Below are 26,880 nucleotides of genomic sequence, written 5' to 3'. Positions count from 1 at the left end.
CCGAAGGCGAGGTGGGTGCGGATTGTGAGGCCCACCACGCTGCGTTTTTTTCGGTTTTTGGGGAACCGGCCAGCAATGCGGAGACGGATACATTTTGTCAGCAGACGATGTAGTCGCGTCCTAGAGCGCCTCTAGCGGGAACCCCCCGGTCCGGCGCTAGACGCGCGTTCCGGTGTCCGCCCATCCAGATATGCCAAGGCATCGCTGCGCCCGCGTCAATCATGGCCAAGGCCCGACTGCTGGGCCTTGTCGTTGACAAGGCAGAGATCAACAGCACGATCAGGAAGCCAATCCGGACACCCACCACCACCAATCAGCATCGACGAGTGGGTGAAACGCTTCGCGCCGAAGCGCGTCGACCCCGGCTCGAACTAACGGTTTGCATAACACCTGCTATCCGTTCAGCCGATGTCCGCACCTGCGCCGCTACTGACCAATGTGCGACGCTGCCGACATTAGCTCCTGCATATTCGGAGCGCCGAACAGGCCGCCATCGAGAACCTCGGTGGAGGTCCAGCGAACGACACCGTCGCGGTCGAGCAGGAACTGGCCGACGAGCTGCCCCATGCCGGTGGCCATCATCTGTTGATCCGCTTCCGTGATATCGTAGCTGTCCTTCTTGTTCAGATATTCGAGCGCCGCAAACGGGTCCATCGGCTCCGGCATCTCGCCCGGCAAGTCGACCCGCATCGACTTCACATCGCTCATCGAAACCTTTTGCGGCCATGCGCTCTCGTCTTCGGTGATCTGCATATTCGGCAATCCAAAGGCGCGGTGTGAAGTCCGCTCCGGATCGGATGCCGCGAGCAGGCCGAGCATCGGATGGTACCGCAGATAGAGGCGCGCCCGCTCGATGGGCGTGTTGACCACTGTCAGGTTTTCGATGCCCTTCTCGTTGAGGGCTGAGGTGAGCTGCGAAATCGTCGCGATATGACGCCTGCAAAAAGGACAATGGAGACCTCGATACAGCCCAACCAGCACTGGTTTCTCGCCACGGAAATCGTCGATAGCGATTGTGCCCTCGCGGGTAATCGCGTCGAGCACGAAATTGGGCGCCGTTTCGCCCCGTTGCAGAGGGCCTACGTCGGTGCGGTCAGACATGCTTGATCCTCCTCGCGGGTCAATCCAGTAACGGAAGCGCGGCGGTACTTCCGGCTCCAGCCCGTGTTCAGTTGCGGTACTTTGAGACTCGGCAGCACGGTCTGGTTCAATCGAAACCGTGCTGCCATCAATGCACAGTCAGTCCAATCAACCGGCGGGCTTGTAAACTCTGGCAGCTTTGTTGGCCGCTGCGAGCACCGCCTTCATGTCGAGCTCTTCGAGGACAACGAGGTCGGTCACCGAGCCGCTTGCCCGCACCGCCAGGGCTAGGCCCATTCCAGCGGCCTGGTCCGGCACCTCAGCATTGACCACGATATCATAGGCGCCGCGAGTAAACATCACACCGAAAACCTTGCCGCCAACGCTTTCAAAAAGCTCCTTGATTGCAGCTTCTCGGTCTGAGCCCTGTATCAATCCTTTATAGGCATTGGGCGCATAGTTTGCCAATATAGTCACTTTCATGGGTGTTCCTCCAAAGCTTTATACTCGTGTCGTATCAATATTTGACCAACACGGAGTTATTTATCTTTTCGCCTACCAATTTACAGTGGTCTGTGAGTGGCCCGACAGTCCTTCTGGTGAACCAACCAACCGCCGGGCCTAACCGGCGGGGTGTGGGCGTGTCCGCCGGCTGGGACGAATAATAAGCCGTTTCATGAAGAATTGCTAATTTAGTAAATGATCAAGATCCGTTCCCCTAGCCACCAGATGGGACGGGCCAAGACTCGATTCCGTGCGTAAACCAGTGCGTGCCGGCCGGCTTGAGTTCATTCCTCCGATGATGCCTACCTTGGTCGCCAAGCCGCCCCAAGGCGATGACTGGATGCATGAAGCCAAATTCGACGGCTACCGCTCGCAAATTATCATCGAGGACGCTGGCGTTCGCATTTTCACCCGGAGAGGCCTTGATTGGACTGCCAAGTACCGCGATCTCCGCGTTGCGCAAGGCAATCACCAGGCGCCAGCACGACCTCTATTTCGTCGCGTTCGATCTGCTGCATCTCAATGGCCACGACTTGCGCGACATGGCACTTGAGGATCGGCGGGAAATCTTGGCTGGCCTAATAGGGTCCGACAGCCGCATCCAGTTCAGTGAGACAATACCAGGCGAAGCTAACGCGATCTATCATCTGATCGACACGGCCGGCCTGGAGGGGATGGTATCGAAGCGTCGGGACAGCAAATATCGCAGCGGCCCAACCACCAATTGGCTGAAAACCAAATCCTTCACCGAAAGCGAGTTCGAGCTTCTTGGTATCGAACGCGAGCGGGGTAAGCCGGCATTCGCACTCATGGCAGAACCGGGCACGCGTAAATATGTCGGCAGCGCGTTTGTCACTGTAAATCGCGAGATGCGGGAGCGGCTGTGGAAGCGCGTCCAGGAACACGCCGGGCCATCGCCCAAGGACATGCCAAAGCGGCCGGCAACGCAATGGGTCAAGCCGGGGATCAAAGCCCGTGTGAAACACCTCAGGGGCGAGGAAGACCTAAGGCACGCCTCGCTGCAGGATTTTTGGGATGAGAGTTAGCCAGCGCTCCGAATAGGCGGCGGGCTTTTCTATTCACCCCCGAGCCATGAGGCGCTTCGAAAGCGCCCGCCACAACTCCGCTTCGTCGCTGAACCCGTTCTCGAAAGCCTCGAGGACTTCGCAGGCGAGATGTTCCCGTTGGTCCTTGTCTTTTCGAGCTAGGCGGCGCTCGGCGCACAACTGGTCAAACACTCGCTGGAGCAACTCCAGATCGGTAGGTCTGAATATTCCGCTATAGCGCCTAAATGGCAACATGGGCGGTGTTGTGCTACCCGACGCATGCCGAGTGGATCGAAGACGATGCGCGGCTGACCAGACTGGCGCAGGATGGGCGATTGGCGAGTCCTACGGCGCGTCAGGACGCGCGGGAGCCGCATCCCGGTCCATAAGACCAGCCAAGGGCGAGATCGCGTCCAGCGGCTCGCCTGCGTTTCAAAATTCAACCCCAGGCGCTTGCCAAACGGCCAGTTTCCGGCCACGGCCCGCCTAAGAACGACATGGCAGGGAACCGATTTAACAAGCTCTGAGTTTCAATTGTTAACCCAAGGTGAAAGTCTTAGGGAGCAACACAATGAAAACCATCCATCATCTCCTCGCCGGCACCGGTATGGTGCTGATTTCAAGTGCATTTTTCGGCTCAACGGCGACCGTTCCAGCATTTGCGCAGGCGATTGAGCGCCAGATCTCGGCGGGGAAGCAATGTCGCTTGTGCCCGCCGCTCACCAATGGCGAGGGCCATCCGACAGGCACAGCTAGTAGGGACACCATCGCCGGCAGCGGCAGCGTCGGCGACCACGGCACCGGCAGCGTCGGCGGCACCGGCAGCATCAGCGGCAGCGGCAGCATTGACGGCAGCGGCACCGGCAGCATCGGCGGCAGCGGCAGCATTGACGGCAGCGGCAGCGTCAGCGGCAGCGTCGGAGGCAGCGGCAGCGTCGCGCGCTGACAACGGCGGGCAATAGCGGCAATGTTAACGCCGGATTCGGCAACGGTGGCGAAGGTCCTGCCGACGAGATCGAGATTGCCTGAGTCATGACCTGACCGCGATCAGCGCCGCGAACGCATCGCGGGCAGCCTGTCGATGCGGAGCCAGCCGCGCTTCGTGCTCAGCGGGCCAGCTTGCCGGGATGTAGCGGTTGATCGCCGCCTCGACCAACGCACGCGAACCACGCAGATCGCGAACCAGCGCATTGGCCTCAACCTTTCGCCGACCTTGACTGGCGATGTAGTTCTGGACGTAGGGCTTGCGGTGATCGGGGTGACCCGGATCGCCGAGGTCTTTGCCGCTGCCGGTCTCCAAGTTCTCGATCCAAGGCAGGCCGAGGTCGCCGATCTGCTCGCGTGTCAGACCGATGCGCTCGACGCGGATCGGCGACGGATCGAAGTCGACGCCCTTGACGTTGGCGCAGTCCATCAGGTTCGACTTGATGACATCGGAGATCAGCAGGCCAGCGGGATCGTGGTCGCCGACGTAGAGCAGGACGCACTTCCGCCCGGCTTCGTGGTGGGTCTTGAACCGCATCAGCATTCGGCGGCGCAGGTTGATGTGGGCGAAGCCCTTGCTGGGGGCAAGGGGTCGTCGGTTCGAATCCGGCCACTCCGACCAAATAAATCAAAGGCTTAGCCGGGAAGTCCCTAGCCGAATAAGCTCAAAAATCGGAAAAAAATGGGGTCCTCTCGGGGTCCATAAACCGGGGGGGAATCGATGCCGCAAGGGGAAACTAAATCGAATATCCAGATTGCAGGCGAACTATTCGGGACTGATTGGATAGCGAAGCAGCGTGAAATTCACGGCGATGCGGCGGATGCTGAAATCGCACGGCAGCTGAAGCAGTTCCAAGACAGGCGCGCGGGCCGCTCCAAGCCCCTCGCCGCACACGAGTCTCTGTCTCCAGTGACAGGCTACGGCGTATATTCCTACGATGAGGAGACCAGCACCCATTTCGATAAGGTGAGCATCGCGATGCTCAATACCAGTCGACACAACTTTTCGGCGGAATACGAGGCTGGCTATCGGGCGAGACACGCGGGCCAACCTGTTGCGGCAAATCCATATCGAAGCAAGAAGGCCCGTGACAGATGGGAGCGCGGTTGGCTTAAGCGCAACCGCTATGGAGATGACCACTGGTTGGTTGAGCCGATCACCGACAACAAGGCCGTAATCTACGTTCTCGCAATCCTCTTTTTCATCGTCCTATCGCCACCAGATCTCCAATCCCAATTCCCCGCGCCATTCCATGAGTCTGGAGCGGCCGGCACCTTAGTCAAGTGATAGCTAATTATAGGGACCGCTTCATCCGATCGATGGAGGAAGCCCATCAAGGGCCGGTGCTAATTTGATGCATGTCGCGACCTTACTTACCCCCGAGCCACCTTGCTATCGCTATCCTCGCGATCAGCGTCAGCTATGCCGAAGCTGCGGACCGTAAGGTCGAAACCGCGACGCTCGGCACGTACGCCAATTCGATCCTGCCGGTTTGCTGCGCGGCAAACTCACTCTTCGAAATGCTAGATAATTGGAATCGTCGCCCATGAGGCTCGCGACCCTCCACCTAGAAACTGCGACATACGGCGACGTTTATCGCGCCGAAAGGCTCGCGCGGCTGAGGCAGGAGGTGATCCGGCACATCAAGCGCACTGACGCCTCGGCTCAAAAAGTCGAGCAAGCGCTGGCTAGGTTGGCCGAAGCAAACGCCCCCATGGACCGGCTCGCGCGGCATCAGTAGGGCCACGCTCATGCACGCCTGCGCATCAGCGATGTGCGGCGGGTTGTTTGTGATGCGGCGGCCGTTGAGCCCCACCCTCAAGGGAGATCACAATGGCCGACGACCCAAACGAAGACGCAACGCCGACGGAGACGCAGCGCGCAGCTCAGGAAGCCTTGGAGAAGCAAGTTGCGCAACTGAAGCGCGAGATCAACAAGATCAATCGGACGCTCGCGGAGCGCGCTGAAGAGGTGGTCGAGGAAGCCACTGGTTGGTATGAGGGCGCCGCCGATAGCGTGTCTCGGACAACGGAAGCACTTCGCAAAAGGGCATCTACTGCTTCCGGTGTCGTTCAAGAAAATCCTGGCACGGTGTCGTCCGCCTTCATGCTGGGCGCGGCTGTAGGCTTGCTGTTGGGCCTTGTTCTTGTGGCCGGCGACCAGCGCCGGGACCCTTGGATCTAACACGCCCAAATGAGGGCCAGAGCATTTTCTTACGGGTAGATTTTCTTCACCCTCGCATCGACGATTCGTAGAAGGTGGTTTGCAAGCATAATGATCTCTGCCGCTTCGTCGGGATCATCTAGCGCCACCTTTCTGTGCGACTGTGGGTTCTTGTACGAGCCAATCGCCCCAGCGAATAACTCCATCCTGGCAACTCGCTCGCCCGCATCAACCGTCATATCGGAGAGTGGGCCGTTTTCCGAAGCGAATGCAGCGCGCATCAACTTGACCCCGAGTAGGCTTGCTGGCGAGCCAGCAGCAATTCGCACCTCAACTTCAACAGCCTTCATCGCTTCCAACACCGCAGTGTCGTATTTCCCTCGGTGGTAAAGGGCCCAGACATCTTCCCTCATACTTTCATGCAAGGAATCTTTAGGGACGCGGCGGCCTCCATGAGCCATTCGATCGGCAGGTTCTGTGGCAAGCTTTTTCGCGCGTCGACTCAGCGACATTATCGACTCGGTGTAGCCCGGGTGAGGAACTAACAGTGCAGATCCCGCCAGCCACGCCCACGCTTCTCGAAGGGCTTCCTCGATAGCTGGCTTGAACCGTTTAGGGTAAGTCCCCTCGCCAACTGGAGTTTGCGCTGGTGCTTGCGGGAGACCATTCACCCAAATGATCAGCGTGCTGAGCTGCATTAGTTCGTGTCTTGGGCCATCGAGCCAAATACGGAAGAAGCCGCAAACCCAGCTCATCAGCCTCAAAGGCTATAAGAGCTTCGGCATCTGGAATGAAATCTGACAACTTCAACACGATCAGCCCCTCTCTCATGTTGCTTTCGTGTCGCGTGACGTGCCGATACTCGCAGGAAGGTGCAGGAATGCAAGAAGACTGCCTAGAGAGGCCTGGTGGGCCTCATGCTAAATTCAGGACGCCACATCCTTCCCGTTCTACGTATGCCCTGTGGATGGCGAGGGGACTTCGTTGGCTATTGCTATTCTGCGTAGCGCTGGTGCTTACGGCGCTTTTTCAGCCATTCCTCGACCACGCCTTAGAAAATATAGGGTGGTTCTCTGCCCCAGGGGCGGCCGTCACAACAGCGTTAAATTGGTTGGAAAAGCTGGTCGGTGTTACTGCTTTCCCGTGGATCGCAGGCGGCGTTTTGGGGCTAGCGGCCGGCGCCTGGCTAGACGCGATTATGCGCCGACTAGATGGCCGCCATCCCGTGGGAAAGAAGGCCAAAGCAAAGGCACTGTCCGACGATCTGCAGACCTTAGCGCTTCGGATAGATCATGCGACCCGAGAGCCATATTTGGACAGGCGAGTCTTCCCTAGCCTTTTCTCAGAGGTCGAGATCGCAACCACCACGCTTGACAGGCTGGGTTTTGAGCAACTGGTGGAACCCAGAGCTGCTAACACACCCGAGGACGCGCTGAGGCAAGTTTCGGCGCTCTTCAAGTTCATCGCGCCTCAGTTGCGGGTAGGGGATATCGAAAAGGCCAAGAAGCTTGCACTGCATGTGAAAGCAGCGCCGAGATTAAAACCAAATTAGGCACGCTAATAGAGATGTCCGTTATTTTGTACGTAGAAAATGTAAAACGACAGATTATACAAGTAAGTCAAGGGCATCTGGCGGAGAGAGCGGGATTCGAACCCGCGTTACGGTTTCCCGTAAACACACTTTCCAGGCGTGCGCCTTCAACCACTCGGCCACCTCTCCGTTCTAGCATTTCGCTGCGGCCGGTTTCACCGCGCGGGTTGGGGGCTCCCTTGGGGATTGCGGTCCGGAACTCCGCACCGTGGGCGCCGTCAACCAGCGGACACCCTTCCCCACCTGAGCCGTCAAAGCAACAGGTGCGGGGCTCATCTAGTCGATCCGGTGCCGAATGCCAAGACATAACGGTACTCTATTCGCTTTGTCGGACAGCGATGCCCTGTCCATGCCGCCAGCGCTGCCCTGGTAGCCGATCGCCGCGATCGGCGGCGGCGTCTTTGCCGACCGGCGCCGCAGCGGCGCAAGCCGGCGGCGTAGGGTCAACTTCGCGTGTCGCGATTGCGGATAAGGCGCGCAGATCCTATTTATCAGGCCGATACAGACATCTGATAAGCTTCGGGGAGGTAAGGTCTGGATGTTCCGCTCCGTCTTCCGTCTCGCGGCACTGGTTGCGCTTTCGGTTTCCGTCATCATGGCGGTGATCGACGCGACGCGCTCGGTGGCGGCCTCCGCGCTGGTCATGACCCCGCTCAACACGAGCTGGCTCGCCGTCTCGCCGGATACGCGAAGCGCCTTCGAAAGCTTCGTCCGCGACAAGCTTGGTCCGCTGCTGTGGGACGGCGCCATCGCCTGGGTGCTCAACCAGCCCGGTTTCGCCGTGTTTGCGGTGCTTGCCTTCATTCTCTACTTGATTGGCTACAGGCGGGAGCGGCCGACCGGGCGGTTCGCCTAGACTTGTTGATTTGTTGTTGATGCCCTTCTGGCGTCCCCAAGCGAAGAGAAAGCCCCAAACAAAGAGAAAGGGAGACCGCACATGTTTCTCAGCGACATGCTGAACAAGAAACTCAACCTGCCGAAGCCGGCCGAGGCGCTGCCGGGCCGCGCCAAGCCTATCCCGACGGCATCCAAGCACTTTGTCTCGAAGCGGCCGCTCAAGGGGCCGTATCCCGAGGAGTTGGAGACGGCGATGTTCGGGCTGGGCTGCTTCTGGGGCGCCGAACGCCTGTTCTGGCAGGTCGAGGGTGTCTGGGTCACGGCCGTCGGCTATGCCGGCGGCGTCACCCCCAACCCGACTTACCAGGAAACCTGCACCGGCCTTACCGGCCATGCCGAAGTCGTGCTCGTCGTCTTCGACCCGAAGATCGTCTCCTATGCACAGCTTCTGAAGCTGTTCTGGGAAAGCCACGACCCGACGCAAGGCATGCGCCAGGGCAACGATGTCGGCACCACCTACCGCTCGGCGATCTACACGTTCGGTGATGCGCAATACCAGGCGGCGATCGCCTCGCGCGACGCCTACGAGGCCTCGTTGCGCGGCGCCGGCCGCGGCAAGATCACCACCGAGATCGCGCCGGCACCGGAGTTCTATTTCGCCGAGGAAGACCACCAGCAATATCTGGCGAAGAATCCCTACGGCTATTGCAATCTGCAGGGCACCGGCGTCACCTGCGCCATCCCGGCTGCCGTCTCCGCTTGAGGCCTTTGTCGAGACGATGATCCGTGGCGCCGGGATGCGGCGCCACGTTTTCCAAAGGTCAAAATTCCGCGTGAATTTTGTTTCGGGCCGTGCCAGATTGGCCTGAAGCGGGAGGAAGACACTCCTGTCTGATGTCGCATGCCTGCCGGAGAACCGGGCAGGCAGGCGGTGCACAACGGAAAAAATAACCGACAGGGTGTGGATCACATGAAACGTATCGTTCTCGGCCTCCTGGCCGCAACTGCGATGGTTCTTCCGGCCTTCGCCGCGGACATTCAGCCAGCACTTCTCTACGATCTCGGCGGCAAGTTCGACAAGTCGTTCAACGAAGCGTCCTATGAAGGCGCCGAAAAGTTCAAGACCGAAACCGGCATCGCTTATGTGGAATTCGAGGTCAGCAACGCGACCCAGCGCGAGCAGGCGCTGCGCCGTTTCGCCGAGGATGGCCGCAACCCGATCGTCATGGCGGGCTTTTCCTGGGCGGACGCGCTGGAGAAGATCGCTGTCGAGTTTCCCGAGACCAAATTCGCCATCATCGACATGGTCGTCGACAAGCCCAATGTCCGCTCCCTCGTCTACAAGGAGCAGGAAGGGTCCTACCTCGTCGGCGTGATGGCGGCGATGGCCTCGAAGTCGAAGAAGGTCGGTTTCATCGGCGGCATGGACATTCCGCTGATCCGCCGATTCGGTTGCGGTTATGTCGGTGGCGCCAAGGCGGCCGGCGCGACCGATGTCATCCAGAACATGACCGGCGACACGCCGGCAGCCTGGAACGATCCGGCGAAGGGCGGCGAAATCGCTAAGACGCAGATCGACCAGGGCGCAGACGTGATCTACGCAGCGGCAGGCGGCACCGGTGTCGGCGTGCTGCAGGCAGCGGCCGACGCCGGCAAGCTCGGCATCGGCGTCGATTCCAACCAGAACGGACTGCAGCCCGGCAAGGTGCTGACCTCCATGGTCAAGCGCGTCGACGTTGCCGTCTACAACACCTTCATGGACGCCAAGAACGACAAGTTCACCGGCGGCATCAACGATCTCGGCCTCAAGGAAGGCGGTGTCGACTACGCCATGGACGACAACAACAAGACGCTTGTCGACGACGCGATGAAGGCGGCGGTCGAAAAGGCCAAGGCCGACATCATCGCCGGTACAATCAAGGTGCACGACTACATGTCGGACAATTCCTGCCCCTATTGATCGCGAGATTGCCGATCTGATCGAAGCCGCCGGGTGAAAACCCGGCGGCTTTGCTTTCTCCGTAGGCTCACCAATGCGGCGGCTTGGTCACCGGTACGTCGGGTGCAGCCTGTTCCTCCAGGGCCAGAAAACGGTCGCTCAGCGCATCGAGCTTGCGCTGCATACGCTCGATCACCTTCCACTGCTCGGCGATCTGGTCGGACAGTTCCTCGATGGTCTTCTCCTGTTCGGCGGCGCGGATTTCCAGCGTCGTCAGCCGGTCGGCGGGCATGGTCATTTGAAATCCTCGATCAGGCGATTGTGCAGGCTGCGGCCACGTTCGAAATTGACAAGCGAGCGGTGATTTGTCGAGAGTGAACGCTGCTCCGGCCGATTGGCACAGACGGGGCGTCATGCTAGGCGTTTTGACCAAGCGATAAAAAAATAAGAGTGGGACAGGCTGCATGGCGCAAGCCGCAATCGAGCTGATCGGCATTGACAAGAGTTTTGGCGCCGTGCGCGCCAACCGCGACATCAATCTGGAGATCGTGCGCGGCACCATCCACGGCATTGTCGGCGAGAACGGCGCCGGCAAGTCGACGCTGATGTCGATCCTCTATGGTTTCTACCAGGCCGACAGCGGCGAGATCCGCGTCGGCGGCCAGCCGGCGTCGATCAAGTCGCCAAACGACGCCATCGCGCTCGGCATCGGCATGGTGCACCAGCATTTCATGCTGGTCGACAATTTCACCGTGCTGGAAAACGTCATTCTCGGCGCCGAAAGCGATGCGCTGCTGAAGAAGAGCATTGCCAAGGCGCGGTCGGAGCTGGAACGGCTCGAGCGCGAATACGGGCTCGAGGTCGATCCCGATGCGATCATCGAGGAGTTGCCGGTCGGCCTGCAGCAGCGTGTCGAAATCCTCAAGGCGCTGTATCGCGGCGCCGAGATCCTGATCCTCGACGAGCCGACAGGCGTCCTCACCCCGGCTGAGGCCGACCATCTGTTCCGCATCCTCAAGCAGCTGAAGGAGCAGGGTAAAACGATCGTGCTGATCACCCACAAGCTGCGCGAGATCATGGCGATCACCGACACGGTCTCGGTCATGCGCCAGGGCACGATGGTGGCGACACGCGAAACCAGGAAGACCACCGTCGAGGAATTGGCCGAGCTGATGGTCGGGCGCCGCGTGCTGCTCAGGGTCGAGAAGGGCGAGGCGGAAGCCGGTGGCGTCAAGCTCGCGGTCAAGAACCTGACGGTGAAGGATTCGCGCGGCGTCACCATGGTCGACGACGTCTCCTTCGATGTGCGCGCCGGCGAGATCGTCGGCATCGCCGGCGTCGCCGGCAACGGACAATCCGAAATGCTCGAGGCGATTTCCGGCATCAGGCGCGCCGTCTCGGGCTCAGTCATGCTCGACGGCAAACCGATCGATCTCACCGGGGCCGCCGATCCCGGCGAACTGCGCGATCGGGGTCTCGCCCATGTGCCGGAAGACCGTCATCATGTCGGGCTGGTGCTGGCCTTCGAGGAAAACGAGAATTCGATCCTCGGCTATCACGACGATCCGCGCTACCTCTGGGGGCCGTTCCTCGACATCGATGCCATCCGCGACGACGCCAGGGACAAGATCACCAAATACGACATCCGCCCGACGGACTGCCGGCTCAAGACCGCGAATTTCTCCGGCGGCAACCAGCAGAAGATCGTGCTGGCGCGGGAAATGGAACAGGATCCGGGTGTGCTGATCGTCGGCCAGCCGACGCGCGGCGTCGACGTCGGCGCCATCGAATTCATCCACAAGCGGCTCATTGCCATGCGCGACCAGGGCAAGGCGGTGCTGGTGGTATCGGTCGAGCTCGACGAGATCCGCTCGCTTTCCGACCGCATCCTGGTGATGTTTGCCGGCCGCATCGTCGGCGAGCGCGGCCCGGAGGCGACCGAAGGCGAGCTTGGACTGCTGATGGCCGGCGTCGAGCACCGGGAGGCGGCGGAATGAGTACGCCTTATGCCAAGCTGCCGGCCTGGGCGGATTACGGGCTGATCCCGGTGATCAATCTCGCCGTTGCCTTCGTCGTCGCCGGCTTCGTCGTGCTACTGGTTGGCGAAAATCCGTTCCGCGCTGCCGCCGTCCTGGTCGAGGGCGCCTTCGGCCGTGGGCAAGGCATTGGGTTCACGCTTTTCTACGCCACCACCTTCATCTTCAGCGGCCTGTCGGTGGCGGTTGCGGCGCATTGCGGCCTGTTCAACATCGGTGGCGAGGGCCAGGGCTATATCGCCGGTCTCGGCATCGGCATCGTCTGCCTGGCCTTCGACAGCGTGCTGCCATGGTGGCTCACCTTCCCGCTGGCGATCATCGCCGCTGCGGCGATGGGGGCGCTGTGGGCGCTGATCCCAGCCTATCTGCAGGCTAAGCGCGGCTCGCACATCGTCATCACCACCATCATGTTCAACTTCATCGCCGCCAGCGTCATGGTCTACGCACTGGTCGGATTCTTGAAGCCGGCCAATTCGATGGCGCCGCAGACACGCACCTTCCTCGAAGGCGCGCAACTGCCGAAGCTCAACTGGGTCATCGAGTTGTTCGGCGCCAAGATCCGCTCGGCGCCGTTCAACATCAGCTTCCTGCTGGCGCTGGCCATGGCCTTTCTGGTCTGGATGCTGATCTGGCGCACCAGGCTCGGTTACGAGATGCGCACCTACGGCCACAGCTCGAAAGCGGCGCGCTATGCCGGCATTTCGGAGACCCGCATCATCATCGTCGCCATGATGATTTCGGGCGCGCTCGCCGGCATGATGGCGCTCAACCCGACGATGGGTGACCAGCACAATGTCGCGCTCGAATTCGTTTCGGGCGCCGGATTCGTCGGCATCGCCGTGGCGCTGATGGGGCGCCTGCACCCGGTCGGCATCGTTCTCGCCGCAATATTATTCGGCATGCTCTACCAGGGCGGCGCCGAGCTCGCCTTCGAGATGCCGGCGATCAGCCGCGACATGATCGTCATCATCCAGGGCCTGGTCATCCTGTTCGCCGGCGCGCTCGAGCACATGTTCCGGCCCTATGTCCAGGCGCTGTTCGCCTCGCTCAGCCCGAGATCTGTCGGCATGGAAGCGATCAAGGGGAAGGGGGCCTGAGATGGATTTGTTCAACGCCGTCATCCAGGTTCTGGACTCGACCATCCGCCTGTCGGTGCCCTTGCTGCTCGCCTGCCTCGCCGGCCTTTATTCGGAGCGGGCCGGCATTTTCGACATCGGGCTCGAGGGCAAGATGCTGGTCGGCGCCTTCGCCGGCGCCTCCGCAGCCTCCGTCTTCCATTCCGCCTATATCGGCCTCGGCATGGCCATTCTCATCTCGGTCGCTTTCGCGCTGGTCCACGGCTTTGCCTCGATCACCCATCGCGGCAACCAGATCGTCTCCGGCGTGGCGATCAATTTCATCGCCGCCGGATCGACGATCATGCTCGGCCAGGCCTGGTTCCAGCAAGGTGGACGTACGCCGGCTCTGGCCTCGGATGAGCGGTTCGGGGCAATCATCTGGCCCGGTGCGGACGCGCTCAGGAGCGTGCCGATCCTCGGCCCGATATATTCGGAACTCATTTCCGGCCATTCCGTGCTGGTCTATGTCGCGTTTCTCGCCGTGCCGTTCACCTGGTGGGTGCTGTTCCGTACCCGCTTCGGCTTGCGCATGCGCGCGGTTGGTGAGAACCCGGCCGCGGTCGACACCGCCGGTATCTCGGTCGCCTGGCTGCGCTACCGGGCGCTGATCTGCACAGGCGTGCTCACTGGCATTGCCGGCGCCTATCTGTCGATGGTGCAGAATGGCGGCTTCGTGAAGGACATGACCGCCGGCAAGGGTTATATCGCGCTGGCCGCGCTGATCTTCGCCAAGTGGAAGCCGGTCAACGCCATGTTCGCCTGCCTGTTGTTCGGCTTCCTCGACGCGCTGTCGATCCGCCTGCAGGGCACGCCGCTGCCGCTGATCGGCAAGGTGCCGGTACAGCTCATGCAGGCGCTGCCCTATATCCTCACCGTCATCCTGCTCGCCGGCTTCATCGGCAAGGCTATCCCGCCGCGCGCCGGCGGCGTGCCCTATGTCAAGGAACGCTGAGCATGGTCCCGAAAAGTGGATGCCGGTTTTCGGATCGGGCCATGCGAAAAGGAAAATATGAGCATGATCCCGAAAAGTGGAAGCCGGTTTTCGGACAAGATCATGCGAGGGAAAAACAATGTCGCATGATCTGTTCGAAGCGGCCAAGGCCGCCATGGCCAAGGCCTATGCGCCCTATTCGAAGTTTCCTGTCGGGGCGGCACTGCGCACCGAGGACGGCCGCGTCTTTGCCGGGGCCAACATCGAGGTCGCTTCCTATCCGGAAGGCTGGTGCGCCGAAACCACCGCGCTCGGCCACTACATCATGGGCGGCGGCGGCCGGATCACGGAGATCGCGGTGATCGCCAAGCGCATGGCGAAATGCTCGCCGTGCGGCGGCTGCCGGCAGCGGCTGGCCGAATTCTGCAGGCCGGAAACCAAACTCTATCTCTGTGACAATGGCGGCGTGGTCGAGACCGTGACCATGGGCGAGATGCTGCCCTACGGCTTCCAGGGCGACATGTTGAAATGAAGAGCTTGGTTGAAATGAAGAGTTGGCCGAAATGAAGGAAGCGCTTGATCGTCTCGTCGAAAGGCTGGACGGGCTGGCGCCCGCCACCGCGCTGGTGCTGGGTTCGGGTCTTGGCGGGCTTGTCGACCAGGTCGAGGACGCTGTCCGGATTCCCTATGCCGAATTGCCGGGTTTTCCCAGAAGCGGCGTCACAGGCCATGCCGGCGAGGTGGTGGCGGGACGTTTTGCCGGCGCGCCAGTGCTGATGCTGTCCGGCCGCGCGCATTATTACGAGCATGGCAACGCGGCTGCGATGCGGCCGGCGCTGGAGGTGCTCGCCGGCCTCGGCATCTCGCAACTGATCCTCACCAATGCCGCCGGCTCGGTCGATCCGGGCATGGGGCCGGGCTCGGTAATGCTGATCACCGACCACATCAATTTCTCCGGCTCCAATCCGCTGATCGGCGAGCCGAGCGACCGCCGCTTCGTCGGCCTGACCGAAGCCTATGACGCCGGCCTTCGCGCGGCGATCGAGACGGCCGCGATGGCGACGGACACCGCGCTCCACAAGGGCGTCTATATGTGGTTTTCCGGGCCGTGCTTCGAGACCCCCGCCGAGATCCGCATGGCGCGCGTCATGGGCGCCAATGCCGTCGGCATGTCGACCGTGCCGGAGGTCATTCTCGCCCGTTTCCTAGGCCTGCGCGTCGCCGCCTGCTCGGTCATCACCAACCTTGCCGCAGGGATGACCGGGGCGGAGCTTTCGCACCAGGAGACCAAGGACATGGCGCCGGTCGGCGGCGCGCGGCTGGCGACGATCCTCCAGCGTATGTTCCAGGACGGCTTGCCGGAGCGTAAGGTCCCGGCCTGATGCTTCCCCAGGAAATCATCCGCAGCAAGCGCGACGGCCACAAGCTGTCGACGCAGGAGATTGCCAGCTTCATCGAAGGCGTGACCGCCGGCACCGTCTCGGACGGGCAGGTCGGGGCGTTCGCCATGGCGGTGTTCTTCAACGGCATGAGCCGCGACGAGGCGGTGGCGCTGACGCTGGCCATGCGCGATTCCGGCGACGTGCTCGATTGGTCGGACCTGCCGGGCCCGGTCACCGATAAGCATTCGACAGGCGGCGTCGGCGACAATGTCTCGCTGATGGTGGCGCCGATCGTCGCCGCCTGCGGCGCCTATGTGCCGATGATTTCCGGCCGCGGCCTCGGCCATACCGGCGGCACGCTGGACAAGATGGATGCCATATCAGGCTATGTCAGCCAGCCGGATGTTGCGGGCTTCCGCAAGGCGGTGGTCGAAGCCGGCTGCGCCATCATCGGCCAGACCGCCGATCTCGCGCCCGCCGATCGCAGGCTCTATGCAATCCGCGACGTGACGGGAACCGTCGAATCGGTGCCGCTGATCACCGCCTCGATCCTGTCGAAGAAGCTGGCCGCCGGCCTGCAGTCGCTGGTGCTCGACGTAAAGGTCGGCAACGGCGCCTTCATGGAAAAGTCGCGCGACGCAACGACACTGGCGAACAGCCTGGTCGAAGTCGCCAATGGCGCCGGCCTGAAGACCTCGGCACTGGTCACCGGGATGAACGAGCCGTTGGCGTCGGCAGCCGGCAACGCGGTCGAGGTGCGCAATGCCGTCGATTTCCTCACCGGCCGCTTCCGCGACCGGCGACTGGAGGATGTGACGCTGGCACTGGCCGCAGACATGCTGCAGTCGGCCGGGCTGGTGTCGTCCAACCAGGACGGCATGCGGCGCGCCGCCGAGACGCTTGCCGGCGGCGGTGCCGCCGCCGTCTTCGCGCGCATGGTGGCGGCGCTCGGCGGTCCGGCCGACTTCGTCGAGAACCCGGAAAAATACCTGCCGAAGGCGGCGACGGAGTTCGCGGTCAAGGCGACCGAAAACGGCTTCGTCACCGGCATCGCCACCCGCGACATCGGGCTCGCCGTCGTCGGGCTTGGCGGCGGGCGCATACGGCCGGACGACAGGATCGACTATGCGGTCGGCATCACCAGGCTGTTGCCGGTCGGCGCGGAGGTGCGCGCCGGTGAGGCGCTGGCGCTGGTCCATGCCCGCAATGCGGGGGATGCCGAAGCGGCCGCCGCCGCCGTGCTTTCGGCCTATGCGATCGGCGCTTCGAAGCCGCCTGCGGAAAAAACCGTCATCCGGCGGATCCTGCCGCGCGGTTGATCACTGGACGAGCAGCAGCGCGCCGTTTTCGACCTGGTACTTTTCAAGCCGCTGGAGAAAACTCAGGCCGATCAAATTGGTGCGCAGCGCCTTGTCGTCGAGCACCACCGCCTGAACGCCGTCCACTGTGATCTTGCCGATCTGCAGCCGATCGACGGTCACCAGGGCAGCTTTGATCGCGCCGTTGGCGGTGTTGACCTGGTGTTTGAAGTCCAACGCGTTCAGCGAAATGCCGATCCTGCGTGCCGTCGAACTGTTGATGGCGACGAGCGTTGCGCCGGTGTCGATCATGCCGTCGACCGTTCGACCGTTGAGCTTGAACGCCGACGTGAAATGCCCGCGCGCGTCGGCGGTGACCACGACCTTGCGGCCGAGCGGCTGCGGCGTCGCCGGCCTGTCGGGAACCGCAGCCAGGTTCAGGTCCGTTTGCGTTTCGACCTCCGGCCTGGCCCCGACCGCCGATTTCAGCAGGCCTTCGAACATCTGCGGATTCGACTGATAGAGCATCGGGAACGACGCCGATGTTACGGCGAACACGCCAAGGATGAGAAGATTGCGCAGCATGGACCGGCCTTCGTGAAGGCCCATGCTTATAGCCACATGGTGTTTGCGGCTTTAACAGATGCGGAAAGCGGCCGTTTGCGTAAACGATCGGTAAACGAGTGGCACGGTCATTTGGTCCCGTACAGACGATCGCCGGCGTCGCCGAGACCGGGCATGATGTAGCCCTTCTCGTTAAGCTGCCGGTCGATGGAAGCGGTGAAGACCGGGACATCGGGATGCGCCTTGGTGAAGCGCTCGAGGCCCTCTGGCGCCGCCAGCAGACAGAGGAAGCGGATGTTGGTGGCGCCGCGCCCTTTCAGCTTGTCGATCGCCGCGATCGCCGAGTTGGCGGTCGCCAGCATCGGGTCGACGACAATCACCAGCCGGTCGGCGAGATCGCTCGGCGCCTTGAAGAAATACTCGACCGCTTCCAGCGTCTCATGATCGCGGTAGAGACCGATATGGGCGACGCGCGCCGCCGGCACCAGGTCGAGCAGGCCTTCGAGCAAGCCGTTGCCGGCGCGCAGCACCGAGGCGAAGACCAGCTTCTTGCCCTCCAGTGTCGGCGCTTCCATCGTCTCGATCGGCGTTTCGATCGTCGTCGTCGTCAGCTCGAGGTTGCGGGTGACCTCGTAGCCGAGCAGCAGCGAGATCTCGCGCAGCAGCCGCCGGAAGCCGGCCGTCGAGGTTTCCTTCTTGCGCATGATGGTCAGCTTGTGCTGGACAAGCGGGTGGTCGACGACGGTGACGCCCTGCATGGTGTTCTCCTAGCTGCGCAGTTAGTGAATGGTGAATAGTGAATAGTGAATAGGTTTGCGAGTCCTTGGTTCAGCGGAAAAACTCGCGGTTGACGGACCGAAGCGCCGGGTGAACCATTCACCATTCACCATTCACCATTCACCTGCCCTTGACGTCGAGCCGGCCCAGCAGCATTGCCTTGGTCTTCCTGTCGACGAAGGCGGCCTCGATGGCGGTTCTGGTGACGGCGGCGAGCGCCTTGTCGTTGATGGAAAAATGCTCGGCGGCAATGTCGTATTCGCGCTTCAGCGACGTCCAGAAATAGGGCGGATCGTCGGAGTTTAGCGTCACCTTGCAGCCTGCCGCCTGCAGTGCCGGAAAAGGGTGATCGGCGAAACTGTCGAAGACCTTCAGCGCGATATTGGAGCTGGGACAGCATTCGAGCACGACGCCTTCGTCGGCGATGCGCCGGACAAGGTCGGGGTTCTCGATGGCGCGCACGCCATGGCCGATGCGGGAGGGGCGGATGTGATCGAGTGCGGCCTTGACACTCTCCCAGCCCATCAGTTCGCCGGCATGGACGGTGATGCCGAGGCCGGCCTCGCGCGCGATTTCGAAAGCCCTGACATAATCCTCCAGGTCGCCCATCCGCTCGTCGCCGGCGACGCCGAAGCCGGTGACCAGCGGATGCCCGCAGCGGGCGGCGAAGCGCGCCGCCTGCTCGATCGATTCGACGCCGGCGTTGCGCACGCCGGTGACGATCATGCGGCCCTCGATGCCGGTCTTGGCCTTGGCGCGCGCCATGCCTTCGCCGAGCGCGTCCGTATAGGCCTTGGCCGACAGGCCGGCCTTGCCGGCGTGGTCCGGCGAGGTGAAGATCTCGGAATAGATGGCGCCGTCGCGGGCGAGGCTGGTCAGGTAATGATCGGCCAGCCGCGCATAGTCCTCTTCCGTGCGGAACAGGTCGGAGGAGAAGTCATAGGCGGCGAGGAAGGAGGTGAAATCGTGCCAGACGAAAGAGCCGTCCTGAATGTAGGGCGAGGTGTCCTTGCCGTATTTCTGCGCCTGGCGGACGACGAGTTCGGGCGCCGCTGCCCCTTCGATATGGCAGTGCAGTTCCGCTTTCAAAGGCATGCAGTCATCCCGTCAGGTCAGTCCAGGTCGCGCACCCATAAGCATGATTCCACGACCGGGAAGCGCGGCCGAACACCGCGCCTTAAACAATAGCGTCGGCATCATCGATCGGCTATGGTCCCGCCGGTTTTATGGCGGATCAAAAATAATGTCGGTAGAGAGAACCACGGCCGTTGGCGGCATGGAAACCTCCTATGGTTTCAAGCGGGTAGGGGCAGGCGAGAAGCAGTCCCTGGTCAATGACGTTTTCCACAAGGTGGCGAACCGCTACGATCTGATGAACGACCTGATGTCGGCCGGGCTGCACCGGCTGTGGAAGGACGCCATGGTCACATGGCTCAATCCACCGAAACGACCGGGCTGGAGCGTTCTCGACGTTGCCGGCGGCACCGGCGACATCGCCTTCCGCATCGTCGAGGCGAGCGGCAGGAACGCCCATGCCACGGTTCTCGACATCAACGGCTCGATGCTCGCGGTCGGCCGCGACCGGGCCGAAAAAAAGGGCCTGACGGCAATTACCGATTTCGTGGAAGCCAATGCTGAGGAGCTGCCTTTCACTGAGGCCACATTCGATGCCTATACGATCGCTTTCGGCATTCGCAACGTGCCGCGCATCGATGTGGCGCTTGCCGAAGCCTATCGCGTGCTGAAACCCGGCGGGCGCTTCCTCTGCCTCGAATTTTCCGAGGTTGACATGCCGCTGCTCGACAAGGTCTATGAGGCGTGGTCGTTCAATGCCATCCCCAGGATCGGCAAGGCAGTGACCGGCGACGGCGAGCCCTATTCCTACTTGGTCGAATCGATCCGCAAATTTCCCAATCAGCAGAATTTTGCGGCGATGATTTCCCGCGCCGGTTTCGAGCGCGCTTCCTTTCGCAATTATTCCGGCGGCATAGCTGCGCTTCATTCGGGCTGGAAGCTTTGAGGCGAGCGCAGTCATGAGCAGTGTCGGCGCTGGTTTCAGGCTCGTGCGGGCCGGCTGGGTGCTGGTCCGCGAAGGCGTCGTCGCGGCGCTGCCGGGCGACGAGCTCTTCGGTCTGCCGAAACTCGGCTGGCGGATGGCGCGGCTGTTCACCCGCCGCCGCGCGCTTGCCTATGAGCGTGGCGACCGGCTGGCCAAGGCCGTCGTCCGGCTCGGCCCATCCTATGTCAAGCTCGGCCAGTTCCTGGCGACCCGGCCCGATGTCGTCGGCAACGACATAGCGCTCGATCTCGCCATGCTGCAGGACAAGATGCAGACCTTTCCGCAGGCCGACGCCATTGCGGCGATAGAAGCTTCGCTCGGGCGCAAGGTCGGCGAACTCTACGCCAGTTTCGGCGAGGCCGTTGCCGCGGCTTCGATCGCTCAGGTCCATTTCGCGGAAACCCTGGAGAACGGCGTCGGTTCGCGGGTGGCGGTGAAGGTCATCCGGCCGGGCGTGCGCCGCCGCTTCTTTCGCGATCTCGAAAGCTATTTTCTCGCTGCCCGTCTCCAGGAAAAATACATCCCGTCGTCGCGCCGGCTGCGGCCGGTCGAAGTGACCGAGACGCTGGCGCAGACCACCAAGATCGAAATGGATCTGAGGCTCGAGGCGGCAGCGCTTTCGGAGCTCGGAGAGAACACCAAGGATGATCCCGGCTTTCGCGTGCCGACAGTCGATTGGGAACGCACTGGTCGCGATGTGCTGACCATGGAATGGGTCGACGGCATCAAGCTGAACGACATTGCCGGCCTCGCTGCCGCCGGCCACGATCTGAAGGCGATCGCCGCCAATCTGGTCCAGTCGTTCCTGCGCCATACGCTGCGTGACGGTTTTTTCCACGCCGACATGCATCCGGGAAACCTGTTCGTCGAGCCCAATGGCACCATCGTCGCTGTCGATCTCGGCATAGCCGGCCGGCTCGGCAAGAAGGAGCGCCGTTTTCTCGCCGAAATCCTCTACGGCTTCATCACCCGTGACTATCTGCGCGTCGCCGAAGTGCATTTCGAGGCCGGCTACGTGCCGCGCCGGCATAATGTCGCTGCGTTCGCCCAGGCGATCCGGGCGATCGGCGAGCCGATCCACGGCCAGCCGGCCGAGACCATCTCGATGGCCAAGCTCTTGGCGCTCCTGTTCGAGGTGACTGACCTCTTCGATATGGCGACGCGCTCCGAACTGGTGCTGCTGCAGAAGACCATGGTGGTGGTCGAAGGCGTCGCCCGCACGCTCGACCCGGCCTTCAACATGTGGAAGACGTCCGAACCGGTGGTCGGAGGCTGGATATCAGGCAATCTCGGCCCGCGTGCTCTGCTGGCCGACGCACGCGACGGCACCAACGCACTGCTGGCACTGGCCCGCCAGGCGCCGGACCTCGCCGCCCGCACCGAGCGGCTGTCGCGCGAGATCGATCTGATGGCCGAACACGGGCTGCGTTTCGATGAAAGGACGGCGCACGCCATCGGCAAGGCCGAGGCCCGCTATAGCAGATCCGGCCGGCTGGCTCTGTGGGTGATCGCGCTGACGCTGGTCTTTATCGCGTGGCGGATTTTCTAGCCGGCTTGCCCTGAATTGATTGCATTGCTATCATTGCATTCAACGTTATCAGCAAAAATGCGATCATATGGCCAGCATCACCATTCGCAACCTTGATGACGAGGTCAAGGACCTGCTGCGCCGATTGGCGGCAGAGAATGACCGGTCGATGGAAGAACAAGCGCGGGTTATGATCCGGGCGGCGGTCGAAGGGCAGCTCGGTCCGGTCGGCCGCATCGACCAGATCGAGAAAACCCTCCGCGAATTGACAGGCTCGCACGGTCCGGCAGCGCCAGTTGCCGCCGTGTCCAGCCAGATCCCGCGAGGCACCCTCTCCGGCAAGCGAATCCTGCTGATCATCGGCGGCGGCATTGCCGCCTACAAGGCGCTCGACCTGATCCGCCGGCTGCGTGAGCGCGATGCCGTCGTGCGCGTGGTGATGACCGCTGCGGCGCAGGAATTCGTCACCACGCTGTCAGCCGGAGCGCTGTCGGCCGACCACGTCTTCACCGATTTGTTCGACCGCAATGACGAGCACGATGTCGGCCACATCCGCCTGTCGCGCGAGGCCGACCTTGTCGTCGTGGCGCCGGCCACCGCCGACCTGATGGCGAAGCTTGCCAACGGCCATGCCAACGACCTCGGCTCGACCGTGCTTATCGCCACCGACAAGCCGGTTTTGATGGCGCCCGCCATGAACCCGAAAATGTGGTCGCATCCGGCGACCCGGCGCAACCGCGCGACGTTGCAGAAGGATGGCGTCGCATTCGTCGGCCCGGCAAAGGGTGAGATGGCCGAGAGCAATGAGGCGGGCGAAGGCCGTATGGCCGAGCCGCTGGAAATCGTTGCCGCGATCGGGGCGCTGCTCGATGTCAGGCCGAAGCCGCTGGCAGGCAGGAAGATCATCGTCACCTCTGGGCCGACGCATGAGCCGATCGACCCGGTGCGCTACATCGCCAACCGTTCTTCCGGCAAACAGGGCCATGCCATCGCGGCGGCGCTGGCAAGGCTGGGCGCCGATGTGCGCCTCGTCTCCGGTCCGGTTGGCATTGCCGATCCCGCTGGTGTCACCACGCAGCATGTCGAAACCGCGAACGATATGAAGGACGCGGTCGAACAGCTTTTGCCGGCGGACGCGGCCGTATTCGTCGCTGCGGTTGCCGACTGGCGCAGCGAGACTTCGGCCGACGAGAAGATCAAGAAGGTGGCGGGCGAGGGGCCGCCGGCGCTGCAGATGGTCGAAAACCCTGACATTCTTGCCGGTGTCGGTCATCACAGGAAGCGGCCCGGCCTGGTCGTCGGCTTCGCCGCCGAGACGCAGGATCTCGTCAGGAACGCCGAGGCCAAGCTCAGGAAAAAGGGCGCCGATTTCATCGTCGCAAACGACGTGTCCCACGAAAGTGGGGTGATGGGCGGCGACCGCAACAAGGTGCGGATCGTCTCGAAGGCCGGTGTCGACGAATGGCCCGAGATGAGCAAGGACGAGGTGGCGACGCGGCTCGCCGCACTGATAGCGGAGCGGCTGAAGACGATCGTCGTCTAGTCAATCTCCCCCTTGTGGGGGAGATGCCAAGTGGTGGCAAAGAGGGCAGGCCAGAGGGGGGCGCTGTCCCGCCGACGTTTCGAAAGATCGTGTCTCGCAGCGGCGCTCGAAATAACAGGATCCCAGGAATCTGCGCTGTCTCGTATGGGTTGGTTAAGCCCACGTTTGGCGATCCTTCGCGCCCCCCTCTGCCCTGCCGGGCATCTCCCCCACAAGGGGGGAGATTGGCAGCTCCGCCGGCCGTGGGGCTGCCGGCCCCGAGATCCTCAGCGCTGCAAGGCATCCCAGAATCCCGAGCGGCACGAAGGCGAGAAACAGCCAGGTGGCGACGTTCGCCGCCGCCTCACGGTTGAGGCCTTCGGAAAAACCGCTGGCGTTGGCGACGATGCCGGTCAACGCGGCACCGACCGCATAGCCGATGCGCTGCATCGTCGGCACGGCGGCGGAGGCGATGGTCTGCTCGCCGTCCCTAGCCGATGCCACGATCACGCGTGTAACGAAGGGCCAGGCAATGCCGAAGCCGCCGCCTTGCAGCAAAGCGCAAAACAGGATCAGCGGAATCGAACCTGCCGGTACGGCGTAGGCGAAACCGGCGATGCCGGCCGCGATCATCAGTGCGCCGCCGGTGATGACCAGCCTCTCGCGTTCCGGCGGCGCATTGGCGACGAGGATCGACAGGATCGACCAGGCGATCGATTCGGCGGCGATGATATAGCCGGTGGTCGGGATCGGAATGCCATGCAGGCTGGTCAGAAGCAGCGGCCCGTAGACGGCGAAGGAACAGGTCGCCACCGAAAAGGCGGCGACCATCGTCATGCCTGCACCGACCGGCGAGCGCCATGAGAACAGCCGCGACGGGAACAGCCGCGAGCCCGGCTTCAGCGCGTCGATGCGGATGAACAGCGCAAGCCCGATCAGGCCGAGCGTAAGCAGCAGGGACGAGCGCAGCAGGGCAATATCGACACCAGCCGTGGCGATTAGCACGACGCTGACGGCAAGGCAGCCGAGCGCGGCAAAGGGGAAGGGCGGCGCCGTTCCAGTGATCGCCTGCGGCCGGGTTGCCTCAGGCGTGTCGAGCACGATGAAGCTCGCCAGCGCCATGGCGGTGCCGCCGAGCGTGAAGATGCCGAAAGCCCAGCGCCAGGAGAGCAGCTCGGTCATCAACGCACCGAGCACCGGCCCGCTGAAGGCGGCGACGCCCCAGATCGCCGACATGACGCCGAAAAGCTGCGGCCAGATGGCGCGTGGAAACAGCCGCTCGACCGAGACGAAGGCCAGCGACACCAGCGCGCCGCCGCCAAGCCCCTCGATCAGGCGGCCGGCCAGGAACAGCGGCATGGAGGGCGCGATGGCGCAGACAAGGGCACCGGCGGCATAGAGCAGGGCAGCGACCACCATATTGGTGCGCAGCGCGACATAGCTCACCAGCCGTCCGGCGGCAGCGCCTGCGATGATGGCGCCGAGCTCGTAGATCGCCAGCGACCAGCCGACCAGCTGAACGCCGGCGAGTTCGCCGACCATGGCCGGCATCACCGTTGCCACCATGGTTTCGTTGGTGGCGTGCAGCAGGATGCCGAGGCTGATGAAGCAGAAGCGCGCCAGATCGCCGCTCGCCCACAGCGCGCGCCAATCGACCCTGTTTGTGCTGGTTTCGGTCACCCTGCCCTCCCAAACTTTCTTATACGCCGATTCAAAAAATGGTGGAGCGCTCTTCGTCTCCAAATGGGCACGCGGCGCTTCGGGGACGGGTTGTAGAACCTCAACCGCAGTTGAGCTCAAGCGGTTTTTTGCGGGTGCGCTGAGATGCTGGCGGCAAGTCAGAGTGATCGAAGATTGGCGATCATGGCGTCAGCGATGATCATCCTTGGCACGCGGTTCCCAAAAATCATGCGGCGCGGAACAGTCCGATCCTGTTCCGCGCCGCAGGCAGAGCTACGCTAATTCCGCTTATTTGAACGAGTGGATGAGCTCCAGTGAGGTGACGGCGACTGCCAGGTTGACGCCGGTCTGCGCCTGTACGTTGAGAGGCTGCAGCGAGAAGGCGCTGTTCAGTCCGCCGACCAGAAGGTTGGCGCCGCCGCCGGTCACCAGGCTGGCCTCGGCGTTGACGCCATAATAGCTGCCGGCAAGATCGCCGGAATTACGATCGCGGGTGGCCGCCAGAACTGCCCATATCAATTCGCCCTGGTACGTCTTGCCGACGTCGACGCCGAGCTTGGAAATGACCCCGGTATAGGCTTCGGGGGGACCGCCATGATGAGGGCGAAAGGTGCAGGCCACGCCTTTGTTGGATGTGACGATGTAGCCGGTGCCGCCGTCGATGGTGCAGTCGAGCACGCCAAGCTCCAGCCTGCCCGCGCTGGCAGGGGCAGCAAGCACCGTGGCGGCGAGGGCGGCGGCACAGGCGAGTTTCTTGATCATGGGAGGGGTCCTTTTCGCGAATTGCCTTGAACAACGGCTGAACACCCCGAGCGTTCCGCCGAAAACTTGGCGCGATCAAGGCGAGCGTCAATGCACAGTCATTGAAGGTTTCGAAGCCATGCCAAACGGCAGGCCTGCCATATCAGGCCGAAACGCCGCCGTCGGTCAGCCGGTGCTGGTACGCGCCAGGCCGTCCCTGGCCGGCTGGTAGGTGGGGTTGAGGCGCACTGCCTCGCGGTAGGATTTTGCCGCCTTGGCCTTGTCGCCGCGCCGCTCGTAGATCAGCGCCTGGTTGGACCAGGCCTCGGCATTCTTGCCGTCGAGCTTGATCGCCATGTTGATGTCGGCGAAGGCATTGTCCTCATCGTTCATGGCGAGGTAGGAGAGGCCGCGGCCATTGTAGGGTTCGGCGGCGTCCGGCGCCAGCGAGATGGCGGTCGAGAAATCCTCGATGGCGAAAGCGTGCTGGCCCTGGCTCTGATAGATCAGGCCGCGATTGTGATAGGCACGCGCATCTGTCGTGTCGAGCTGGATCGCCTTCTGGAAATCGTTGAACGCTTCCTGGATGCGGCCGGCTTTGCGGTAAAGGTTGCCGCGGCCGATGTAGGCCGCGTCATAGTCGGGATTGATCTGGATCGAGCGGTTGTAGTCGGCAAGCGCGGCCGCCTGGTCGCCGAGGAAGCGATGGATGAGCGCGCGGTTCGAATAGGCCTGGTAGAAATTCGAATTGAGCTGGATGGCGGTGTCGAAATCCTTGAGCGCCGCCTGATACTGGCCGCCGCGGCCATAGGCCGAGCCGCGCACATTGTAGCCTTCGGGATCCTGGGGACTGCGCTGGATAACGGCCGACAGCGAGGAGATGTTCTCGGCCGACCCTTGTGCCTTGTCGATGTTGGTGAATTCGCCGGTCGGGGCTGTCTGGCAGCTGGCGAGCGCCAAGCCGGAAAGCAGGGCTGCCGTCAGGGCGAAGCCGCGCATTGCGGTTCTGCGCTCCACGCTAGTTGCATTCATGTCTGCTCTGTCCTCACTGCCCGCCGCGCCGTCAGGTCTGTTCCCTCTCCGAACCGGCCCTCTGCGA

At 62.5% G+C, this 26,880-nt stretch carries 29 protein-coding genes, 1 tRNA gene and 1 pseudogene; 19 read left to right on the top strand and 12 right to left on the bottom strand.

Translation table 11 applies throughout. The features are described from left to right. Nucleotides 1-426: 426 nt before the first annotated feature. Both AC0L3N_RS16395 and AC0L3N_RS16390 read right to left on the bottom strand, forming a co-directional pair. Nucleotides 427-1,101 (bottom strand): peroxiredoxin-like family protein, encoded by a 675-nt coding sequence (locus AC0L3N_RS16395; RefSeq protein WP_473548586.1) that lies wholly within the window; start codon nt 1,099-1,101, stop codon nt 427-429. Between the two features lie 147 nt (nt 1,102-1,248). Further along, nucleotides 1,249-1,563 (bottom strand): GYD domain-containing protein, encoded by a 315-nt coding sequence (locus AC0L3N_RS16390; RefSeq protein WP_473548585.1) that lies wholly within the window; start codon nt 1,561-1,563, stop codon nt 1,249-1,251. A gap of 316 nt (nt 1,564-1,879) precedes the next feature. Here AC0L3N_RS16390 and AC0L3N_RS16385 point away from each other — a divergent pair. From AC0L3N_RS16385 to AC0L3N_RS16375, 3 genes and pseudogenes are all read left to right on the top strand, one after another. Further along, a pseudogene (locus tag AC0L3N_RS16385) lies at nt 1,880-1,978 on the top strand (ATP-dependent DNA ligase); the annotation flags it as partial. A gap of 28 nt (nt 1,979-2,006) precedes the next feature. Then, nucleotides 2,007-2,630 (top strand): ATP-dependent DNA ligase, encoded by a 624-nt coding sequence (locus tag AC0L3N_RS16380; protein ID WP_473548584.1) that lies wholly within the window; start codon nt 2,007-2,009, stop codon nt 2,628-2,630. Nucleotides 2,631-3,201: 571 nt separating this feature from the next. After that, a complete protein-coding gene (locus AC0L3N_RS16375; RefSeq protein ID WP_473548583.1) occupies nt 3,202-3,576 on the top strand; it encodes a hypothetical protein in 375 nt (124 codons plus the stop codon). A gap of 84 nt (nt 3,577-3,660) precedes the next feature. On the opposite strand, the gene AC0L3N_RS16370 is transcribed toward AC0L3N_RS16375, so the two are convergent. Further along, complete coding sequence (locus AC0L3N_RS16370; RefSeq protein WP_473548581.1) at nt 3,661-4,152, bottom strand: hypothetical protein; 492 nt, start codon at nt 4,150-4,152, stop codon at nt 3,661-3,663. A 183-nt stretch (nt 4,153-4,335) separates the two neighbouring features. Here AC0L3N_RS16370 and AC0L3N_RS16365 point away from each other — a divergent pair, with 183 nt between their 5' ends. The 3 genes from AC0L3N_RS16365 (at nt 4,336) to AC0L3N_RS16355 (ending at nt 5,799) form a co-directional block, all read left to right on the top strand. Then, nucleotides 4,336-4,902, top strand: a complete 567-nt coding sequence (locus tag AC0L3N_RS16365) for a ribosome modulation factor (RefSeq protein ID WP_473548580.1) — start codon at nt 4,336-4,338, stop codon at nt 4,900-4,902. Nucleotides 4,903-5,161: 259 nt separating this feature from the next. Then, nucleotides 5,162-5,356 carry a hypothetical protein gene (locus AC0L3N_RS16360; protein ID WP_473548579.1) on the top strand — a complete coding sequence of 65 codons (195 nt, stop codon included), beginning with the start codon at nt 5,162-5,164 and terminating at the stop codon, nt 5,354-5,356. Nucleotides 5,357-5,448: 92 nt separating this feature from the next. Continuing rightward, on the top strand, nt 5,449-5,799 hold the full coding sequence (locus AC0L3N_RS16355; RefSeq protein ID WP_473548577.1) for a hypothetical protein: 351 nt from the start codon (nt 5,449-5,451) through the stop codon (nt 5,797-5,799). Nucleotides 5,800-5,828: 29 nt separating this feature from the next. On the opposite strand, the gene AC0L3N_RS16350 is transcribed toward AC0L3N_RS16355, so the two are convergent. Next, a complete protein-coding gene (locus AC0L3N_RS16350) occupies nt 5,829-6,476 on the bottom strand; it encodes a TIGR02391 family protein (RefSeq protein WP_473548575.1) in 648 nt (215 codons plus the stop codon). Between the two features lie 413 nt (nt 6,477-6,889). On the opposite strand from AC0L3N_RS16350, the gene AC0L3N_RS16345 reads away from it, so the two are divergent. Next, entirely contained in the window at nt 6,890-7,330 is a 441-nt protein-coding gene (locus AC0L3N_RS16345) for a hypothetical protein (protein ID WP_473548573.1), read from the top strand. A gap of 78 nt (nt 7,331-7,408) precedes the next feature. Here the strand turns inward: AC0L3N_RS16345 and AC0L3N_RS16340 are convergent. Beyond that, nucleotides 7,409-7,498: transfer RNA gene (locus AC0L3N_RS16340), tRNA-Ser, on the bottom strand. A 409-nt stretch (nt 7,499-7,907) separates the two neighbouring features. Here AC0L3N_RS16340 and AC0L3N_RS16335 point away from each other — a divergent pair. The 3 genes from AC0L3N_RS16335 (at nt 7,908) to AC0L3N_RS16325 (ending at nt 10,166) form a co-directional block, all read left to right on the top strand. Next, a complete protein-coding gene (locus AC0L3N_RS16335) occupies nt 7,908-8,225 on the top strand; it encodes a hypothetical protein (RefSeq protein ID WP_473548572.1) in 318 nt (105 codons plus the stop codon). Nucleotides 8,226-8,306: 81 nt separating this feature from the next. Continuing rightward, complete coding sequence (msrA, locus tag AC0L3N_RS16330; RefSeq protein WP_473548571.1) at nt 8,307-8,969, top strand: peptide-methionine (S)-S-oxide reductase MsrA; 663 nt, start codon at nt 8,307-8,309, stop codon at nt 8,967-8,969. 207 nt (nt 8,970-9,176) lie between these two features. After that, nucleotides 9,177-10,166: a BMP family lipoprotein gene (locus tag AC0L3N_RS16325; protein ID WP_473548569.1), complete on the top strand. Its 990-nt coding sequence runs from the start codon at nt 9,177-9,179 to the stop codon at nt 10,164-10,166. 67 nt (nt 10,167-10,233) lie between these two features. Here AC0L3N_RS16325 and AC0L3N_RS16320 read toward each other — a convergent pair whose 3' ends face one another. Beyond that, nucleotides 10,234-10,443, bottom strand: coding sequence for a SlyX family protein (locus AC0L3N_RS16320; RefSeq protein ID WP_473548568.1), 210 nt, complete (start codon nt 10,441-10,443; stop codon nt 10,234-10,236). A gap of 166 nt (nt 10,444-10,609) precedes the next feature. On the opposite strand from AC0L3N_RS16320, the gene AC0L3N_RS16315 reads away from it, so the two are divergent. The 6 genes from AC0L3N_RS16315 (at nt 10,610) to deoA (ending at nt 16,931) form a co-directional block, all read left to right on the top strand. Further along, the gene (locus AC0L3N_RS16315) at nt 10,610-12,142 is read left to right on the top strand and encodes an ABC transporter ATP-binding protein (RefSeq protein WP_473548567.1); all 1,533 of its coding nucleotides are present in this window, start codon (nt 10,610-10,612) and stop codon (nt 12,140-12,142) included. Next, nucleotides 12,139-13,278 (top strand): ABC transporter permease, encoded by a 1,140-nt coding sequence (locus AC0L3N_RS16310; RefSeq protein ID WP_473548566.1) that lies wholly within the window; start codon nt 12,139-12,141, stop codon nt 13,276-13,278. The genes AC0L3N_RS16315 and AC0L3N_RS16310 overlap by 4 nt, the downstream gene beginning before the upstream one ends. A gap of 1 nt (nt 13,279) precedes the next feature. Then, the gene (locus AC0L3N_RS16305; protein ID WP_473548565.1) at nt 13,280-14,251 is read left to right on the top strand and encodes an ABC transporter permease; all 972 of its coding nucleotides are present in this window, start codon (nt 13,280-13,282) and stop codon (nt 14,249-14,251) included. Nucleotides 14,252-14,369: 118 nt separating this feature from the next. Next, nucleotides 14,370-14,762: a cytidine deaminase gene (gene cdd / locus AC0L3N_RS16300; RefSeq protein ID WP_473548564.1), complete on the top strand. Its 393-nt coding sequence runs from the start codon at nt 14,370-14,372 to the stop codon at nt 14,760-14,762. Between the two features lie 31 nt (nt 14,763-14,793). Further along, complete coding sequence (locus AC0L3N_RS16295) at nt 14,794-15,612, top strand: purine-nucleoside phosphorylase (protein WP_473548563.1); 819 nt, start codon at nt 14,794-14,796, stop codon at nt 15,610-15,612. After that, a complete protein-coding gene (gene deoA, locus AC0L3N_RS16290; RefSeq protein WP_473548562.1) occupies nt 15,612-16,931 on the top strand; it encodes a thymidine phosphorylase in 1,320 nt (439 codons plus the stop codon). The genes AC0L3N_RS16295 and deoA overlap by 1 nt, the downstream gene beginning before the upstream one ends. Here the strand turns inward: deoA and AC0L3N_RS16285 are convergent, their stop codons facing one another. From AC0L3N_RS16285 to AC0L3N_RS16275, 3 genes are all read right to left on the bottom strand, one after another. Beyond that, a complete protein-coding gene (locus tag AC0L3N_RS16285; protein ID WP_473487988.1) occupies nt 16,932-17,495 on the bottom strand; it encodes a TIGR02281 family clan AA aspartic protease in 564 nt (187 codons plus the stop codon). 107 nt (nt 17,496-17,602) lie between these two features. After that, nucleotides 17,603-18,232: a uracil phosphoribosyltransferase gene (upp, locus tag AC0L3N_RS16280; protein ID WP_123151264.1), complete on the bottom strand. Its 630-nt coding sequence runs from the start codon at nt 18,230-18,232 to the stop codon at nt 17,603-17,605. Nucleotides 18,233-18,371: 139 nt separating this feature from the next. Continuing rightward, the gene (locus AC0L3N_RS16275; protein WP_473548561.1) at nt 18,372-19,346 is read right to left on the bottom strand and encodes an adenosine deaminase; all 975 of its coding nucleotides are present in this window, start codon (nt 19,344-19,346) and stop codon (nt 18,372-18,374) included. A gap of 148 nt (nt 19,347-19,494) precedes the next feature. Between AC0L3N_RS16275 and ubiE the strand changes: the two genes are divergently transcribed. The 3 genes from ubiE to coaBC all read left to right on the top strand — a co-directional run bounded on the left by ubiE (nt 19,495) and on the right by coaBC (nt 23,381). After that, entirely contained in the window at nt 19,495-20,271 is a 777-nt protein-coding gene (gene ubiE / locus AC0L3N_RS16270; RefSeq protein WP_473548559.1) for a bifunctional demethylmenaquinone methyltransferase/2-methoxy-6-polyprenyl-1,4-benzoquinol methylase UbiE, read from the top strand. A 13-nt stretch (nt 20,272-20,284) separates the two neighbouring features. Next, a complete protein-coding gene (gene ubiB, locus AC0L3N_RS16265) occupies nt 20,285-21,859 on the top strand; it encodes a 2-polyprenylphenol 6-hydroxylase (RefSeq protein ID WP_473548558.1) in 1,575 nt (524 codons plus the stop codon). A 67-nt stretch (nt 21,860-21,926) separates the two neighbouring features. Further along, nucleotides 21,927-23,381, top strand: a complete 1,455-nt coding sequence (gene coaBC, locus AC0L3N_RS16260) for a bifunctional phosphopantothenoylcysteine decarboxylase/phosphopantothenate--cysteine ligase CoaBC (RefSeq protein WP_473548556.1) — start codon at nt 21,927-21,929, stop codon at nt 23,379-23,381. A 153-nt stretch (nt 23,382-23,534) separates the two neighbouring features. On the opposite strand, the gene AC0L3N_RS16255 is transcribed toward coaBC, so the two are convergent. The 3 genes from AC0L3N_RS16255 to AC0L3N_RS16245 all read right to left on the bottom strand — a co-directional run bounded on the left by AC0L3N_RS16255 (nt 23,535) and on the right by AC0L3N_RS16245 (nt 26,813). Continuing rightward, entirely contained in the window at nt 23,535-25,040 is a 1,506-nt protein-coding gene (locus AC0L3N_RS16255) for an MFS transporter (protein ID WP_473548555.1), read from the bottom strand. A 288-nt stretch (nt 25,041-25,328) separates the two neighbouring features. Continuing rightward, nucleotides 25,329-25,802: a DUF992 domain-containing protein gene (locus AC0L3N_RS16250; protein ID WP_473548554.1), complete on the bottom strand. Its 474-nt coding sequence runs from the start codon at nt 25,800-25,802 to the stop codon at nt 25,329-25,331. A 165-nt stretch (nt 25,803-25,967) separates the two neighbouring features. Next, nucleotides 25,968-26,813, bottom strand: coding sequence for a tetratricopeptide repeat protein (locus AC0L3N_RS16245; protein ID WP_473548553.1), 846 nt, complete (start codon nt 26,811-26,813; stop codon nt 25,968-25,970). Nucleotides 26,814-26,880: the final 67 nt, after the last annotated feature.

The sequence above is a fragment of the Mesorhizobium sp. WSM4807 genome (genome assembly GCF_055811615.1).
The sequence above is the reverse complement of the archived record's forward strand: the minus strand, read 5'-3'. Positions and strand labels throughout refer to the sequence as shown.

Coding starts and splice junctions, on each gene's coding strand:
- AC0L3N_RS16395 (WP_473548586.1), bottom strand. CDS start 1,101: ATGTCTGACCGCACCGACGTAGGCCCTCTGCAACGGGGCGAAACGGCG.
- AC0L3N_RS16390 (WP_473548585.1), bottom strand. CDS start 1,563: ATGAAAGTGACTATATTGGCAAACTATGCGCCCAATGCCTATAAAGGA.
- AC0L3N_RS16375 (WP_473548583.1), top strand. CDS start 3,202: ATGAAAACCATCCATCATCTCCTCGCCGGCACCGGTATGGTGCTGATT.
- AC0L3N_RS16370 (WP_473548581.1), bottom strand. CDS start 4,152: ATGCGGTTCAAGACCCACCACGAAGCCGGGCGGAAGTGCGTCCTGCTC.
- AC0L3N_RS16365 (WP_473548580.1), top strand. CDS start 4,336: ATGCCGCAAGGGGAAACTAAATCGAATATCCAGATTGCAGGCGAACTA.
- AC0L3N_RS16360 (WP_473548579.1), top strand. CDS start 5,162: ATGAGGCTCGCGACCCTCCACCTAGAAACTGCGACATACGGCGACGTT.
- AC0L3N_RS16355 (WP_473548577.1), top strand. CDS start 5,449: ATGGCCGACGACCCAAACGAAGACGCAACGCCGACGGAGACGCAGCGC.
- AC0L3N_RS16350 (WP_473548575.1), bottom strand. CDS start 6,476: ATGCAGCTCAGCACGCTGATCATTTGGGTGAATGGTCTCCCGCAAGCA.
- AC0L3N_RS16335 (WP_473548572.1), top strand. CDS start 7,908: ATGTTCCGCTCCGTCTTCCGTCTCGCGGCACTGGTTGCGCTTTCGGTT.
- msrA (WP_473548571.1), top strand. CDS start 8,307: ATGTTTCTCAGCGACATGCTGAACAAGAAACTCAACCTGCCGAAGCCG.
- AC0L3N_RS16325 (WP_473548569.1), top strand. CDS start 9,177: ATGAAACGTATCGTTCTCGGCCTCCTGGCCGCAACTGCGATGGTTCTT.
- AC0L3N_RS16320 (WP_473548568.1), bottom strand. CDS start 10,443: ATGACCATGCCCGCCGACCGGCTGACGACGCTGGAAATCCGCGCCGCC.
- AC0L3N_RS16315 (WP_473548567.1), top strand. CDS start 10,610: ATGGCGCAAGCCGCAATCGAGCTGATCGGCATTGACAAGAGTTTTGGC.
- AC0L3N_RS16310 (WP_473548566.1), top strand. CDS start 12,139: ATGAGTACGCCTTATGCCAAGCTGCCGGCCTGGGCGGATTACGGGCTG.
- AC0L3N_RS16305 (WP_473548565.1), top strand. CDS start 13,280: ATGGATTTGTTCAACGCCGTCATCCAGGTTCTGGACTCGACCATCCGC.
- cdd (WP_473548564.1), top strand. CDS start 14,370: ATGTCGCATGATCTGTTCGAAGCGGCCAAGGCCGCCATGGCCAAGGCC.
- AC0L3N_RS16295 (WP_473548563.1), top strand. CDS start 14,794: ATGAAGGAAGCGCTTGATCGTCTCGTCGAAAGGCTGGACGGGCTGGCG.
- deoA (WP_473548562.1), top strand. CDS start 15,612: ATGCTTCCCCAGGAAATCATCCGCAGCAAGCGCGACGGCCACAAGCTG.
- AC0L3N_RS16285 (WP_473487988.1), bottom strand. CDS start 17,495: ATGCTGCGCAATCTTCTCATCCTTGGCGTGTTCGCCGTAACATCGGCG.
- upp (WP_123151264.1), bottom strand. CDS start 18,232: ATGCAGGGCGTCACCGTCGTCGACCACCCGCTTGTCCAGCACAAGCTG.
- AC0L3N_RS16275 (WP_473548561.1), bottom strand. CDS start 19,346: ATGCCTTTGAAAGCGGAACTGCACTGCCATATCGAAGGGGCAGCGGCG.
- ubiE (WP_473548559.1), top strand. CDS start 19,495: ATGTCGGTAGAGAGAACCACGGCCGTTGGCGGCATGGAAACCTCCTAT.
- ubiB (WP_473548558.1), top strand. CDS start 20,285: ATGAGCAGTGTCGGCGCTGGTTTCAGGCTCGTGCGGGCCGGCTGGGTG.
- coaBC (WP_473548556.1), top strand. CDS start 21,927: ATGGCCAGCATCACCATTCGCAACCTTGATGACGAGGTCAAGGACCTG.
- AC0L3N_RS16250 (WP_473548554.1), bottom strand. CDS start 25,802: ATGATCAAGAAACTCGCCTGTGCCGCCGCCCTCGCCGCCACGGTGCTT.
- AC0L3N_RS16245 (WP_473548553.1), bottom strand. CDS start 26,813: ATGAATGCAACTAGCGTGGAGCGCAGAACCGCAATGCGCGGCTTCGCC.